Here is a 15,709-nt window from a genome sequence, read left to right as displayed (position 1 = left end):
GTGGCGCGGCAGAGCTACGGGGAGCGCTGGGCCGAGGTCTCGCTGCGGGCCAAGATCACCGGGGTGACCGTGTTCATCCTCTTCTTGGGCCTCATCGTCGCCGGAGTCGGCACGCTCTCCGTGCTCCGCCCCATGCTGATCAACAATCAGACGACGGCGCTCGCCCAGCTCTACAGCGATCCGACGCTCGCCCTCGCACCCGGAGCGTCGACGAACGCGCTCAACCGCGACGACATCATCTACGCCGACCAGAAGTACTACGTCGCCCTCCTCGATTCCGAGGGCAATCTGCAGGTCGACAACACGCGCGGGCACAGCAGCGCCTCGCTGCCCGTGGTGCCCAACCTCACCGGCGATCAGCTCGCCCAGGCGCAGAACCAGATCACCACGCTGCGCAACGCGGAGGGGGTCGAGTGGCGCGCGATCGTGATCCCGATCACGATCACCGACAAGCCCCCGGGCACCCTGCTCATCGCCGCCTCGACCGCCAACATCAACGAGGTCGTCGCCCAGTACGTCATCATCTTCACCGGGTTCGGGATCGCCGTCATCCTGCTCGGCGCCGCGCTCACCCGGCTGCTCGTGACCGCCACGTTCCTCCCGCTCGCCGAGGTCGAGAAGACGGCGCTCGAGATCGCCCGCGGCGACTACTCGAAGCGCATCATGGTCGCGAACCCGCACACCGAGGTCGGGCACCTGGGCGAGTCGCTGAACGTCATGCTCGACCGGCTCGACGGGTCACTGGAGGATCGCGAGCGCACGATCGAGCGCATGCGCCGGTTCATCGGCGATGCCAGCCACGAACTGCGCACGCCCCTCGTGTCCGTCCGCGGCTACGCCGAGCTCTACCGCATGGGAGCGCTGCAGGACGACGAGCAGGTTCGGCAGGCGATGGAGCGCATCGAAAAAGAGGCGATCCGCATGACCTCGCTCGTCGAGGACCTCCTCGCGCTCGCCCGTCTGGACGAGCGCCGACCGCTGCAGCTCACCACGCTGGAACTCAACCGACTGGCGCAGGACGCCGTGCTCGACGCCCGCGCGCAGGCCTCCGACCGTGTCGTCACCGCGATCGAGGATCCCGCGTCGCCCACCGTGCTCGGCGACGAGCACAAGGTGCGGCAGCTCATGACGAACCTCATCGGCAACGCGATGCGGCACACCCCCGACGGCAGCCCGATCGAGATCGCGGTCTCCACCGTGCCGAGCGAGGAAGGCCGGCCGGCGATGTCGCGCTTCGAGATCATCGATCACGGCGAGGGGATCCCGGAGCAGCTGCGCGAGAAGATCTTCGGCCGGTTCTGGCGCGCCGACACCTCCCGCAACCGGGAGACCGGCGGCTCGGGGCTCGGGCTCGCGATCGTGAAATCGATCGTGGACGCCCACGGCGGATCCGTCAGTGTGCACGAGACCCCCGGGGGCGGTGCGACCTTCCGCGTCGACCTGCCCGGCAGCACGGGCCCCGCGAACGACTGAGCCGTCCTACTACCAACGGGCACAGATACAGAGATCTGCAATCCCGCTGACCGGATGCCTCGAATCCCTCAGCCGGAACGCGGATCTCTGCACGAGCGCAGGCCTCCGCCCGAACTCAGACCTCTGCACGAGCGCACGCGCACCCCCGGGACACACACAAAACGGGGGCCGCACCCGCAGGCACGACCCCCGTTTTCAGGGAGTGCTTAGAAGTCCATCCCGGCACCCGGGTCACCGGCAGCCGGAGCGGCGGGCTCGGGCTTGTCGGCGACGACGACCTCGGTGGTGAGGAAGAGACCGGCGATCGAGGCCGCGTTCTGCAGCGCCGAACGGGTCACCTTCGCGGGATCGAGGATCCCCTGGGCGACCAGGTCGCCGTACTCACCGGTCGCGGCGTTGAGGCCGTGTCCGATCGGCAGGCTCGCGACCTGAGCGACGACCACGCCGGGCTCGAGGCCCGCGTTGAGTGCGATCTGACGCAGCGGCGCCTCGATGGCGGTCTGCACGATCTTCGCGCCCACGGCGACGTCCCCGGAGAGCTCGAGGCCGGCGAAGGCCTCCTGGCCCGCCTGGATCAGCGCGACGCCACCACCGGGCAGCACGCCCTCTTCCACGGCAGCCTTGGCGTTGCGCACGGCGTCCTCGATACGGTGCTTGCGCTCCTTGAGCTCGACCTCGGTCGCGGCACCCGCCTTGATGACGGCGACGCCACCGGCGAGCTTCGCGAGGCGCTCCTGCAGCTTCTCGCGATCGTAGTCGCTGTCGGTGTTCTCGATCTCGCGACGGATCTGGGTGACGCGGCCGGCGATGGCCTCCTCGTCGCCCGCACCCTGCACGATGGTGGTCTCATCCTTGGTGATGATGACCTTGCGCGCGGTGCCGAGCATGTCGAGCGTCGCGTTCTCGAGCTTCAGGCCGACCTCTTCCGAGATGACCTGGCCGCCGGTGAGGATCGCGATGTCCTGGAGCATGGCCTTGCGGCGATCGCCGAAGCCCGGAGCCTTGACGGCTGCCGACTTGAAAATGCCGCGGATCTTGTTGAGCACGAGGGTCGCGAGTGCTTCGCCCTCGACGTCCTCGGCGATGATGAGGAGCTGCTTGCCCGACTGGATCACCGGGTCGACGACCGAGAGCAGGTCCTTGATGTTCGAGACCTTGCTGTTGACGATGAGGATGTAGGGCTCCTCGAAGACGACCTCCTGGCGGTCGGCGTCGGTGACGAAGTACGCCGACAGGTAGCCCTTGTCGAAGCGCATGCCCTCGGTCAGCTCGAGCTCGGTGCCGAAGGTGTTCGACTCCTCGACGGTGACGACGCCCTCCTTGCCGACCTTGTCGATGGCCTCGGCGATGAGCGCGCCGATCTGCTCGTCTGCCGCCGAGATCGAGGCGGTCGCCGCGATCTGGTCGGTGGTCTCGATCTCCTTGGCGTTTGCGAGAAGCTTGGCGGTGACGGCTGCCACGGCGGCCTCGATGCCCTTCTTGATCGCGATGGGATCGCTGCCCGCGGCCACGTTGCGGAGGCCCTCGCGCACGAGCGCCTGTGCCAGCACGGTCGCGGTGGTGGTGCCGTCGCCTGCGACGTCATCGGTCTTCTTGGCGACCTCCTTGACCAGCTCTGCGCCGATCTTCTCGAAGGGGTCGTCGAGCTCGATCTCCTTGGCGATGGAGACGCCGTCGTTGGTGATCGTGGGGGCGCCCCACTTCTTCTCGAGGACGACGTTGCGACCGCGCGGGCCGAGCGTCACCTTCACGGCGTCGGCGAGGGTGTTCAGGCCCCGCTCGAGCCCACGACGTGCTTCTTCATCAAACGCAATGATCTTTGCCATGTAATTCGCCTCTCTCGGACGTTCTCGTGATGGGACTTCCGCGCCGGTGGCAGTCGCAACGACGCGGATTCTTAGCACTCAGTCGAATCGACTGCTAACACAATCTTGGCACTCACACCCGGTGAGTGCAAGCGGCGTTCGGCACTCCCGCCCAACCCACAGCCTCGATCCGCAGCGGTGAGCGACGCGTGTTCGCGAGGGGCGGACGCCGCGCCCGAACGAGACGGTGCCTACTGAACCGGCAGGCCCGTGGCGGGGTCGATCGGCAGCCCCGAGGCGGGATCGATGAGGAAGCCGGTCGCGGGGTCAATGAGCTGACCGGTCGCCGGGTCGATGGTGTACCCGGTCTCGGGATCCGTGGCGGGCTCCTCCGTGGCGGTCGTTCCCGACGTCAGCGCCTCGGCTTCGGCGATCCCGGGCCCCGCGTAGTCGGCGCCGAGCAGCACGACGAGTCGCGCTTGGTAGCTCGCGTAGTCCTGCGTCACGTAGGTCGAGATGCCGCCGAGCTTGGCGGCCAGGCCCGCCGCCGCGGCCTCATCGGCCGGATCCATGTAGAACACGGCGGAGATCTGCACGTCGGACGTGGCGGCACTGCCTGAGAAGAGGATCTGCCCCCACTGCTCCTGCGTGATGATCGTGTCGAGCGCCGCGGCGAGATTGTTCGTCGGGCTGCCGTTCAGCACCGCGACGGTCGCCGTCGGGTCGAGCTCGGCAGGCACCTTCGTGGCGGGCGCGGACGTCGCCTCGGGGCTGCCCACGATGGGGAGCTTGCCTGCGCTCCCGATACTCTGCACCGCGAGGATCCCGATCGTCGTGAGCAGGGCGAAGCCCAGCAGCGCACCGACCAGGTACTGCCAGACGTGCCGAGGGCGGGCCGTGATCCGATGGGCACCGACTCTGCCGCTGCGAGTCACCCGATCGAAGCGATCCTCGGGCAGGTGCAAACCGCTCCGCACGGGCGTCCGAGCGCCTTCGGTCTTCTGCGCCACACTCAACTCCTCGGAACCCACATGATCATTCGCCGAGCGCACGGCACATCGGCACTCTCAGCACTAGCGTACCGCGGTGCTCCTGCGAGCGCGGTGAGGAGCCGGCTCAGAGCGAGTCCGGGGCGTAGACGGCGCGGGCGAGCCCGTCGATCACATCGGGGATCCGGGTGCCCCCGGCGAACAGCACGGTGTCGTCCACGTCGATGATCCGACGGTGCTGGCCGGCCGCCGTGAGCGCGATGCTCGGCTGCGCCTGCAGCAGGCCATCGACCCCGCCCGCGCTCTCGAGCCCCTTCGTCATCACGAGGATGATGTCGGGATCCATCGCGATCAAGGCTTCCTCGGTCATCGGCTTTTCACCGACCCAGCCGATCTCCTCGGCCACGTCGACCGCGCCGATCGAACGGATCAGGCTGTCCGTGCCGCTGCCCTCCCCGAAGAGGTAGAAGATGCCGGCCGTGCCGCGCACGTAGAGGAACGCCACCCGCGGCAGCTTCGATTCGTCGGCCGGCAGGAGCTGCTGCACCTCGGCCTCCTTGGCGACGATCGCCGCGTCGAGCCCGGCGATCAGCTCGGGGGCGGCGTCGCCCACGCCGAGCGCGTCGGCGACCTGCTGCGCCGTCACGAAGCTCGACTCGGCGTCGACGGCGCGATCCACCGTCACGACCGGGATCCCGGCGTCGCGCAGCTGCAGCACCACGTCGGTCGGCCCGATGCTGCCATCGGTGATGATGAGGCTCGGGTTGAGGGCGAGCACGGCCTCGGCGTCGATCGAGTGGCCGTCGCGCGTGATGATCGGCAGATCCTCCGCCCCCGCGAAGTTCGTCGAGACGTCGCGACCCACGAGGTGGTCGCTCAAGCCGAAGGCGTACACGAGCTCGCCCAGCGTGCCGCTCAGCGAGAGCGCCAGCACCCGGGAGGTGTCCTCCACCGTGATCTCGGTGTCGCCGGCCTGATCCTTCGAAATCACCGTGGTCGGCAGCGTCGCCTCGGGCGCCTCCGCGAGCGGCGGGATGCTCGGACCGCCGATGAGCGCGGTGGTGGGGCCTTCGTACGCCGTCGGATCCTCCAGCGGCGTGACGTCGCTCAGCGGCGGCAGCTCGACCGACTCGGCCGCGGCGGTGCCGGAGGTCGCCGCGGATCCCGTCTGGCAGCCGACGAGTCCGAAGCCGAGGATCCCGACGAGTGCCACCACGGCGGCGGTGCGTATGCGAGCCCTGCCCATATCCAGTCACGCCCTTTCATCAGACGATCACCCAACTTAGCCTAACCGCATGAAGGTAAGATGAATCCGGACTTCCGGTCGCGCAGATCCGCCGCCCGCACCCGTCCGCGACGCGGCACAGAAAGCAGTACTGAGAGCGCATGAATCCTTCCCACCCGGCCACGGCGTCACGCCACACGGCCACGAAGACCATCCTGTTCGTGGTGCTCGCGGTGGCGCTCCTCGTGTCGGTTCTCGTCTCGGCCGGTACCGGGCAGCTCGGGATCCCGCCCCAGGAGGTACTGGGGTCGCTGCTGCATCGGGTGGGCATCGACTGGCTCCCGCTGCCGACGCACCCGACGGGTGATCAGACGCTGTGGGCGATCCGGTTCCCGCGCGTGGCCATGGCCGCGCTCGTGGGCGCGGGGCTCGCCGTCGCGGGCCTCATCATGCAGGCGATCTTCGGTAACCCCCTCGCGGAGCCCGGAGTCATCGGCATCTCCTCCGGCGCGGCCGTGGGTGCCGGACTCGCGATCGTCTTCGGGCTGACCGTCTTCGGCGAGTGGACGACCGCGGTCTTCGCCTTCGTCGCCGGCCTCGCCGCGACCCTCATCGTCTACGCGATGAGCCGGGCCGAGGGCAAGACGGAGGTGGTCACCCTCGTGCTCACCGGCATCGCGGTCAACGCGATCGCCGGCGCCGCCATCGCGCTGCTGACCTTCCTGGGCGACACCCAGTCCCGCGAGCAGATCGTCTTCTGGCAGCTGGGCAGCCTGGCGGGCAGCCGCTGGTCGCAGGTGCTGATCGTCGCTCCCGTCATCGCGATCGGGCTGATCGTCGCCTACGCCGTCGCCCGGAAGCTCGACCTCCTCTCGCTCGGCGAGCGCAACGCGCGTCACCTCGGCGTGAACGTCGAGGCGCTCCGGATCGGCATGATCTTCATCGTGGCGCTGCTCACCGGCGCTGCCGTGGCCTTCGCGGGAATCATCGCGTTCGTCGGGCTCGTGATCCCGCACCTCATGCGTATGATCCTCGGCCCGGCCCACCTCCCCCTCGTCACCGCATCGGCGCTCGGCGGAGCGCTGCTCCTCACCCTCGCGGATCTCGGGGCGCGCACGATCGTGCCGATGGCCGATATGCCCATCGGCATGCTCACGGCGCTCGTCGGCGGCCCCTTCTTCTTCTGGCTGCTGCGTCGAACGCGCAAGCGGGCCGGGGGGTGGGGCTGATGGCCGCGGCCCGGCACATCGCGCTGCCGCAGCGGACGCCGATCGGCGAGACCGTCTGCGCAGCCGACTCGGTCACCCTGTCTCGCGGCGGTCGCGTGCTGCTCGATGCGGTGTCGCTCGAGGTACGGGCGGGCGAGGTGCTGGCGCTCCTCGGCCCGAATGGCGCGGGCAAGTCGACGCTGCTCAGTCTGCTGTCGGGTGACGTCTCCCCCGACTCCGGGGAGGTCCGCTTCGGCGATCGTCGGATCTCGGACTGGTCACTCGGCGACCTCTCGCGCCGCCGCAGCGTGCTGCTGCAGGACAACCAGCTGCTGTTCCCGTTCACCGTGCACCAGGTGGTGGAGATGGGCCGCGCGCCGTGGCGTCGCACCCCGCTCGAAGACGAGGACAATGCCGCGATCTCCGAGGCGATCGCGGCCGCCGACATCTCGCACCTCGGGAGTCGGCGCGTGCCATCGCTGTCGGGCGGCGAGCGGGCCCGCGCCGCGTTCGCCCGGGTCATGGCCGGCCGCACCGGCGTGCTGATGCTCGATGAGCCGACCGCGGCCCTCGACCTTGGGCATCAGGAGTCGGTGCTGAGCCTGGCTCGGGATCGCGCACGAGCCGGCGACGCCGTGCTGGTCGTGCTGCACGACCTGAACCTGGCGGCAGCGTACGCCGACCGGATCGCGCTCCTCCGCGAGGGAGCCATCGCGGCCTGCGATGCCCCGAGCAGGTGCTCACCGCGGAGATCGTGAGCGACGTCTATCGCACCCCGGTGGAGATCATCCCGCACCCGGTGACGGGGCGCGGATTCGTCGTGCCCCTGCGCGGCTGACGCTTCCTGGAGTGCGACCCTCGGGGCACTCGGCCCTCGGAAGCCCGTGCTCAAGCAGAGATCGGCGTTCCCGCTGAGGGATTCGGACGATCCGGTCAGCGGGAACGCAGATCCCTGCTTCAGTGCGCCTCGCCTGGCGAAGGACACCGGGGGCCTGGTCCCGCGATGCCCCGGGGCCCGGACCCCGGGAGCGCGGCCTGCGACTACGCCTGGGGCGGCGTCGGCGGGGTGTCCTGTGTCACCGGAGCAGCGGGATCCGCGGCCCCCGACCGTGCGGGGCGCTTGCGGCCCGCCACGAGCATGCCCGCGGTCACGCCGATCACGAGGATCGCGACGCCGCCGATGATGATCGGGAGCCACGGCACCTGCTGCGCCGCCGGTGCCTCCGTCGTCTCTGCGACCTCGGGAGCGGGCGTCTCCTCCTCGGACGCGACCGGTGCCGCTGAGACATCGCAGTTCTCGAACATCAGCGCGATCGAGATCGGATCGAGCTCATCACCGGCCTCGTAGAAGCCGGCGAAAGCCTTCGCGCCACTATTGGTGAGCGAGGTCGCCATGTCCTCGACGTCGAGCGCCGTCCCGGTCACGGGCAGGGTCGCCGGCGCCTCGACGTCGCCGACCCACTCCTGCGCGGTGTCGATCGTGACGGCGCCGGTCGCGTCGGTGCTCCGCGCGTCGAGCAGCAGGGTCGCCGTGCCGTCGCCCTCGAACTCGAGCGTCGGGTTCGCGAAAGTGAGGTCGAGCACCCCGTCGTGGCCGGTGAAGTGCGTCGTGCCGACGAACGACACGGTGCCGGTGCCGGTCTCGGGATCGATGCTCCCGGTGCCGCCGCTCCACGTGAACGCCGGAGTCTCGTACGTGGCGCCCTCGGTCGCCTCCCACGATCCGTTGGCGATGCTGCCGCTGATGTAGGAGCGGAAGCTCTCCTTCACCCCCCAGCTGAGCGTGCCGCCGGTCACCGTGCACGCAGCCGGTGCGTCCTCGGCGACCTCCGGGGTCGCGGGCAGCGACGCGGGCGCGATCGCCTGGGCCGCCGCGGGAACGAGCACGAGCGCCGAGGCGAGCATCGCTCCGCCGAGCAGCGCGGTCGATCGGCGGATGGGGGTGACGTTCACGGCGGGTGCCTCCTGTGGCGTGGTGATGTGGGGTGCGGATCGGCGGGGTCGGCGGTCGCGCCGGGCTACGGAGCGAGGTTGCGCTGCCGGATCACCAGCAGTGTCATACACGCGGCGATCGCGACGAGTCCGCCCGCGCCGGCCCACCACTCCCAGGTTGCCATACCTCCGCTGACCGCAACGGGTGCGGCGATCCCCGCAGACTGCGCTTCCTGCACCGTCTCGAGCTTCGCGCGCTTCTCCGCGGCCGCCTTCTTCGTGGTCTCCTCATCGAGGATGTCGATGTTCGCCCCCACGTCGATGCTGCCCTGGAAGGTGATGGTGTGGATCCCGGTGAGATCCTTCGGCAGCGTCCCCGACCAGCTGACCAGCCCGCGGGCGTTGGCCTTCGCCTCCTCGTCCAGCACGATGGGACCGGATCCGTCGGCGCCGTAGAGCACCACGAGCACGCCCTCGTCGCTGGCCTCGAACCCCGGCGCCTCGAGCTCGATCCGACCACCCGGCGTGATCTTCTCGGCGTCGGTCAGCACGGTGATGCCGGAGAACGCGGGTGCCGTGGCCTTCGCGATGCGCTTGGGCTTGTCGTCCCCACCCACCGCGGTTGCACCGAAGGACACCTGGCTCACGCTGCCCACGGTGAAGCTCAGCGGGTCGACCGCGAGCGATCCACCGCTCGACCCGTCGCCGCCGCTGATCGCACCCGCGACCGGCACACCCGACCAGGTGACCTCGCCATTCGGGCCGACCGACTTACTGGCCGATCCGAGGTCGAGCGGGAAGGAGCGCCCCGAGACCGAGATCGAGCCCTGCGTGGCGCTCGACACCGTGATCAGAGGATTCGAGAAGGTCTCGTTCATGAGGCCCTTGTGCGCGGTGAACGTCACCACCCCGGAGTACTGCACGGAGCCAGTCTGGGTCGTTGCGTCCCAGGCACCACCGGCGGCCTGCGGGAACAGGTAACCGCCCGTACCGCCGCCGACGCCGCTCGTGATGATCTTGCCGCCCGACTTGCCGCCGGCCCGGCTCGGGTTGGTGGTGTAGTCGGCGAACCCCGAGGAGATGCCCCAGGTGAGCGAGCCGGGGGCAGCGGACCCCGTGGGCGCCGGAGCCGGTGCCACCGGGTCCGTCGGCTTCTCCGGCACGGTTCCCTGGAGTGCGTCCCACTGCGCGTCGGTGATCTTCAGATCGGCGCGCCCGTAGATCGTCGAGGCGTCCGGGTTGCTGTGCGACTGCCAGATCAGCACCTCGTAGGACTTCTTCCGGTCGAGCGCCGTCTTGGGCACCACGAAGTTGAAGTTGCCGGCGCCGTGCTCGACCTTCGGCTGGTACAGGAAGGCGGCGTAGCCGCCGTCCTGGGTGAGCTCCGACTCGGTGCCGCGCTCGATGATCGCGACGTAGATCAGCGTGCTCGGCAGCTTCGTCGCGCGCACGTCGACGCTCAAGCCGGAGGGCACGACCGCGATCTTCGGCACGGTGACGGTCGCGGTCGAGCGCGGCCCGAAGACCTGCTCCCACTGCTTCTCCGTCACCGGCACCGGGGTCGCGGCCAGTTGCTGGGCCACGGCCTGAGTGGCCTCGGTGCCGCGGAACAGGCGCACGTCGTAGGTCTTGGTGCGGTCGAGCCGCGAGGGCACGACATTCGAGGACACGGCAATCGTGCGTTCGGCCGTGACGGTGCGGGTCCAGGATGCCGCGATGTCGGCGCTCGAGGTGACCGCGCGACCGCGCTCGACGAACGCCACTGTCACGGTGCTGCCGACCGTGTCGGCGGGCAGATTCGACGCCTCGATCTTCACGGACAGGCCGGTCGTCTTCGACGCCTCCGTGATCTTCGCCGAGAGCGCCACGACGTCCTCGGGGAACAGCGCATCCCAGTCGATCACCGCGTCCGCCCGGACATACAGGGTCGCCTCAGTGGGATTGGAACGCGACGGCCAGGAGATGACCTCGTAGGACTTGGTGCGGTCTAGGGAACCAGAGGATTGTTCGAGCGTCGACGCGGGGAACGTCCCGTCACGTGCGATTTCGACGGACACGTTCGGGAAACTGCCGCCCTGCCCGACATCTGCGAGGTCGGTGCCCTTCGGAATGAGGGCGAGGTACACGTGCGGCGTCGTCTGCCCGGGAAGCGCCTTGACGTCCTCGAAACCCGATCCGGTCACGTCGACCTCGATGCCCGTTCCCGGGATTTCGCTCACGTCGACCTGCAGCGCCGGTCCTTCGGGCTCCGGGCTCAGCACGCTCCAATCGATGACCGCGTCGGTGCGGGCGTAAAGGTTCGCCTCCGTCGGGTTCGAGCGCGACGGCCAGGAGATGACCTCGTAGGACGTGGTGCGATCGAGGTTCTGGAGAGAGTCGGTCAGCGGCGTGCTCCCGCTGCTGATCGTGCCGTTGAGCTGCACATCGACCGAGATGTTGGGGAAGGCGCCGCCCTGACCGACCGTCGCGAGATCGATGCCCTTCGGCACGAGCGCGAGATAGACATGCGGCACGGTCTGCCCGGGCAGCGCCTTGACGTGCTCGAACCCGGTTCCCGAGACGTTCACTTCGATGCGATCCTCGGCGAACTCGCGCACGTCGGCGGAGAGCACCGAGGATCCCGCGGCCAGCGCAGCGGGGGTGTCCACGAGGGGCGCGGGCGCGGTGGACGGGGCAGGTGCTTCGGATGCCACGGAAGTGTCGTCGACTTCCGGAGCGACGGCTTCTGCCGGCGCGGGGAAGAGTGCCTGCCAGTCGATCGTGGCGTCGACGCGCGCGAGCACCACGTCCTGCGAGGGGGCGACGGACGAGGGCCACGCAACGAATTCATAGCGCTTCGCGGCGTCGAACTCCGACGCCGGGCGCTGGATCTCGGATCCGGCGCTCAGCAGGGATCCGTCGGGGGCCACACCGACCGACACCGTGGCAGGGGACGACGCGAGCGCGGCGAGGTCAGCTCCCTGCTCGACCAGCGCGACCGTGACAGTGGCGGTGCCGTCGGCTGCGGCGGGATCCACCGTTGGGAATCCGGCACCGGTGACCGTGGCACTGACCTGTTCGTTCGGGGTCAGGGTCAGTGTCGCTTCGAGCACCGGAGTGCTCTGAGCGGTACCGGAGTCCGGCACCTCGGCGTGTGCGGTGCCTGCGCCGAAGAGCAGCGATCCCGCGACGACCGCGGCCGTGACCATTGCTGATGCGATTCGGGCGATCGAATTCTGCCGAAACATGCCTACCATGACTCCCTGTCTAGCTTCGTGAAAGGGCCGTCCTGGTGCAGAGCGACTCTGCAACCAAGACGGCCCGTGGCTCCCGAACTCTTACGAGTGGGCGCCTGCACGGCGGCGGGCGAGCATGAGGCCCGCACCCGCCAGCAGCACGAGCATGGCCGCTGCGGTCAGGCCGGCAACGCCGTCCGAACCGGTCTGCGCCAGGCCCTTCGCGCCGGTGCCGGCGGTGGTGGTGCCACCGTTCGACCCATTGCCCGCGTTCGTGCCTTCATTGCCGGTGCCCGGGGTCTCGCCGCCACCCGTGTTGGCAGCCAGCACCGAGAATGCCGCACTGTGCTCAACGCCGTCCGCGGTCGTGAAGACCACGGTGTGGTCGCCCACGAATGCGGCCGGGACCGTCCAGCTGAAGCTGGCGACGCCGTTGGCATCCACGGTCTTCGTGCCGAGCACGATCGGATCGCTGTGCACGACCGCGGTCACCTCGGTGCCCTCGGCGAACACACCGGCGGCGAACACGACCGTGTCACCGGCGGTGATCTTCGCGGTCGCTGCACCGTTGATCGTCACCACTGCGTCGGCGTGATCGACGGTCGAGATCGACGCGGTGTCGGCCGAACCCTCGTAGTTGACCTCGTCCGCAGGGGTGAACACGGCGCGGAACGCGTAGGCGTCCGCCTCGAGCTCCGCTGTCTCGACTGGGACCGTCCCGCTTACGTAGTCCACGGCATCGCCGATCTGGGTGTCGCCATCGAAGAAGGCGACCGAACCGGGGACGGCCGGGCTGACCGACGCGGAGAGCGTCGTCGCCTTGCCCAGCTCCACCGTGGCGGGGGCGGTGAGCGTCGTGGTGGTCGTGGCCTTCTCCACGGTCACCAGGAGCTCGTAGGACTTGGAGCCGGAGACGTTGTTCTCGTCTGCCGGGGTGAAAACGGCAGTGAAGCCGTAGGTCCCCGCGTCCAGGCCGTCGACCGTGGTCGTCGCCTTGCCCGCGGCGACGGTGACCGTCTCGACGGACTCCGCACCGTTGAAGAACTCGACCTCACCGGCAGCGGCCGGAGCCACCGTCGCGGTCAGCACGACCTCGTCACCGTACTTCGGTGCGATAGTCGAGGACACGAGACCGGTCTTGCTCGACGCCTTCGCGACCGAGACGTCGACCGAGTCAGACTCGGACGTGCCGTGGTTCGCCGCATCCGAGGGCGTGAACTCCGCGGTGAACGTGTACTCGCCGGCGTCGAGGGCATCCAGTTCGAGCGTGGCGATGCCCGCGTTGACGACAGCAGTGCCGACGGATCCGGCAGCGTCGAAGAACTCGACGGTACCGGCGACTGCCGGAGCCACCGTGGCGGTCAGCGTGACGGTGTCGCCGAAGGTCGCGTCCTCGGTGGAGGCAACGAGGGTCGTGCTCGTGGCGAGCTGCGCGATCGTCAGCGCCTCGACCTCGGACTCGGATGCCTCATACACGTTGGCGTTCGCCGGGGTGAACCGCGCGGTGATGTTGTGCGCACCTGCGGTCAGGTCGCTGGTCTTCACCGACGCGCTGCCAAGCACGGCCGAGACCGGAGCACCGATCTGCGTGTCGCCATCGAAGAACGTCACCGTGCCTGCGGCGCCGAGCGGCGTCACGGTCGCGGTCAGCGTGACCTCGTCGCCGAACGAAGCGTCGCTCGGAGCCGCGGTGACGTCGATGGTGGTCTCGTGGGCAGGAGCGAAGTCGAGCGTCGCCTTCGCGTCCTGGCCACGATCGTTGCGCGCCGTGTGGTTCGCGATCGTGTACAACGAGGTCGCGTCAGCGTTCGCGCGAGGCGAGACCGTCATCGTGGCGGTGAACGATCCGTCCGCAGCGAACTCCAGCGCACCGGGGCGCGAGGGCTTCCCGTGAGCGGAGATCTGCAGCGCGCCCGCCGTGCATCCGGCGTTGATGAAGTCGAAGGACACGTTCTCCAGCGGCACATCAGCGCAGGTGGTGACGTAGATCGGCTGGTTGGGGTTGTACCCGCTTCCGGTCACGGTCACGGACGCGCCCGCGGGGTTCAGGTCCGCATTCGGGGTCACCGTGAGCACGGGCTCGTACACCGGTGCCGGGAACAGCGCAGCCCAGTCGATCGTGACGGCCGAACGCGCATACACGTTCGACTCCGTCGGGAACGAACGCGACGGCCACGAGATCAGCTCGTACGACTTCGACTTGTCCAGACCCGCAGCCGGCACCGACAGCACACCGCTGATCGCACCATCGACCACAGACGTCGACAGCGACGGATCATCCTGAGCCACGGTCGACAGATCCGCACCCACCTCGGACAGCTTCACGTACACGTGCGGCTCGCTCTGACCCGGCAGCGCCTGCACATCATCAAAGCCCGAACCGGTCACCGCGATATCAACACGATCATTCGCGAACTCCGTCACGACACCCGACAGCGTCGGAACCGCAGGAGCAGCCGGGAACAGCGCAGCCCAGTCGATCGTGACGGCCGAACGCGCATACACGTTCGACTCCGTCGGGAACGAACGCGACGGCCACGAGATCAGCTCGTACGACTTCGACTTGTCCAGACCGGCAGCCGGCACCGACAGCACACCGCTGATCGCACCATCGACCACAGACGTCGACAGCGACGGATCATCCTGAGCCACGGTCGACAGATCCGCACCCACCTCGGACAGCTTCACGTACACGTGCGGCTCGCTCTGACCCGGCAGCGCCTGCACATCATCAAAGCCCGAACCGGTCACCGCGATATCAACACGATCATTCGCGAACTCCGTCACGACACCCGACAGCGTCGGAACCGCAGGAGCAGCCGGGAACAGTGCAGCCCAGTCGATCGTGACGGCCGAACGCGCATACACGTTCGACTCCGTCGGGAACGAACGCGACGGCCACGAGATCAGCTCGTACGACTTCGACTTGTCCAGACCGGCAGCCGGCACCGACAGCACACCGCTGATCGCACCATCGACCACAGACGTCGACAGCGACGGATCATCCTGAGCCACGGTCGACAGATCCGCACCCACCTCGGACAGCTTCACGTACACGTGCGGCTCGCTCTGACCCGGCAGCGCCTGCACATCATCAAAGCCCGAACCGGTCACCGCGATATCAACACGATCATTCGCGAACTCCGTCACGACACCCGACAGCGTCGGAACCGCAGGAGCAGCCGGGAACAGTGCAGCCCAGTCGATCACGGCATCCGCGCGAGTGTAGAGATTCGCGTCGGAGGGGTTCGAGCGCGACGGCCACGAGATGACCTCGTAGTCCCCGCCGTCGACCAGGTCGGCAGCCGCGGCCTCGAGCGGCGCGGCGTAGGTCAGCGATCCATCAGGGGCGACATCGGCAGAGATGTTGGGGAAGCTTCCACCCTGGCCGACCGTGGACAGGTCAGTGCCCTTGGGGATCAGCGCGAGGTACACGTGAGGAACGGTCTGACCGGGGAGCAACTGCACATCGCTGAAGCCGGATCCCGTGACGTTCACCACGATTTTCTCATTCGCGACCTCGGTCACATCGACCGCGATCTGATGGTGCGGGGCGGCATTCGCGGCGATCGGCGCGACCATCGCACCGCTCACGGCAAGCACCATCGCTGTGAGCAGACCCAAGAGGCCTCTCCCGCGCTTCGGACGCTCCTCTGTCACCGAGGAGTTCTCTGACGTATGTGTCATGCTGACTCTGTTTCCTTGAGTAGATGGTGTGTCGGCGGGCGCCGGCACGTCATTCATAGGATCGAACTGAGGTAAGGCAACCCTCAGCCACCATCTATTAGTCTGATGAATATCATCCGATGATGCAAATCGAGTTTTGCAACACGCCGCACTCTTACATCAGATGTATCGCTCG

General features: G+C 68.5%; 9 protein-coding genes. 3 read left to right on the top strand and 6 right to left on the bottom strand.

Annotated elements, in window-relative coordinates; translation table 11 throughout:
* Positions 1-1,473, top strand: a complete 1,473-nt coding sequence (locus MUN76_RS13080) for a sensor histidine kinase (RefSeq protein ID WP_244685246.1) — start codon at positions 1-3, stop codon at positions 1,471-1,473.
* 206 nt (positions 1,474-1,679) lie between these two features.
* On the opposite strand, the gene groL is transcribed toward MUN76_RS13080, so the two are convergent.
* The 3 genes from groL to MUN76_RS13065 form a co-directional block, all read right to left on the bottom strand.
* Positions 1,680-3,299 carry a chaperonin GroEL gene (groL, locus tag MUN76_RS13075; RefSeq protein WP_244685245.1) on the bottom strand — a complete coding sequence of 540 codons (1,620 nt, stop codon included), beginning with the start codon at positions 3,297-3,299 and terminating at the stop codon, positions 1,680-1,682.
* Between the two features lie 230 nt (positions 3,300-3,529).
* Positions 3,530-4,288 (bottom strand): LytR C-terminal domain-containing protein, encoded by a 759-nt coding sequence (locus tag MUN76_RS13070; protein WP_244685244.1) that lies wholly within the window; start codon positions 4,286-4,288, stop codon positions 3,530-3,532.
* Positions 4,289-4,394: 106 nt separating this feature from the next.
* The gene (locus tag MUN76_RS13065) at positions 4,395-5,483 is read right to left on the bottom strand and encodes a heme/hemin ABC transporter substrate-binding protein (RefSeq protein ID WP_244685243.1); all 1,089 of its coding nucleotides are present in this window, start codon (positions 5,481-5,483) and stop codon (positions 4,395-4,397) included.
* Positions 5,484-5,653: 170 nt separating this feature from the next.
* On the opposite strand from MUN76_RS13065, the gene MUN76_RS13060 reads away from it, so the two are divergent.
* Both MUN76_RS13060 and MUN76_RS13055 read left to right on the top strand, forming a co-directional pair.
* A complete protein-coding gene (locus MUN76_RS13060) occupies positions 5,654-6,721 on the top strand; it encodes a FecCD family ABC transporter permease (protein ID WP_244685242.1) in 1,068 nt (355 codons plus the stop codon).
* Positions 6,721-7,458 carry a heme ABC transporter ATP-binding protein gene (locus MUN76_RS13055; RefSeq protein ID WP_346730397.1) on the top strand — a complete coding sequence of 246 codons (738 nt, stop codon included), beginning with the start codon at positions 6,721-6,723 and terminating at the stop codon, positions 7,456-7,458. The genes MUN76_RS13060 and MUN76_RS13055 overlap by 1 nt, the downstream gene beginning before the upstream one ends.
* A 283-nt stretch (positions 7,459-7,741) precedes the next feature.
* Here the strand turns inward: MUN76_RS13055 and MUN76_RS13050 are convergent, their stop codons facing one another.
* The 3 genes from MUN76_RS13050 to MUN76_RS13040 all read right to left on the bottom strand — a co-directional run bounded on the left by MUN76_RS13050 (position 7,742) and on the right by MUN76_RS13040 (position 15,471).
* The gene (locus tag MUN76_RS13050; protein ID WP_244685240.1) at positions 7,742-8,653 is read right to left on the bottom strand and encodes an HtaA domain-containing protein; all 912 of its coding nucleotides are present in this window, start codon (positions 8,651-8,653) and stop codon (positions 7,742-7,744) included.
* A gap of 65 nt (positions 8,654-8,718) precedes the next feature.
* On the bottom strand, positions 8,719-11,859 hold the full coding sequence (locus tag MUN76_RS13045) for an HtaA domain-containing protein (RefSeq protein WP_244685238.1): 3,141 nt from the start codon (positions 11,857-11,859) through the stop codon (positions 8,719-8,721).
* Between the two features lie 90 nt (positions 11,860-11,949).
* Positions 11,950-15,471: an Ig-like domain-containing protein gene (locus MUN76_RS13040; protein WP_244685237.1), complete on the bottom strand. Its 3,522-nt coding sequence runs from the start codon at positions 15,469-15,471 to the stop codon at positions 11,950-11,952.
* Positions 15,472-15,709: the final 238 nt, after the last annotated feature.

The organism is Leucobacter rhizosphaerae (assembly GCF_022919175.1).
Lineage (GTDB): Bacteria > Actinomycetota > Actinomycetes > Actinomycetales > Microbacteriaceae > Leucobacter > Leucobacter rhizosphaerae.
Note: the sequence above shows the minus strand (reverse complement) of the source record. Positions and strands in the feature narration are given on the sequence as shown.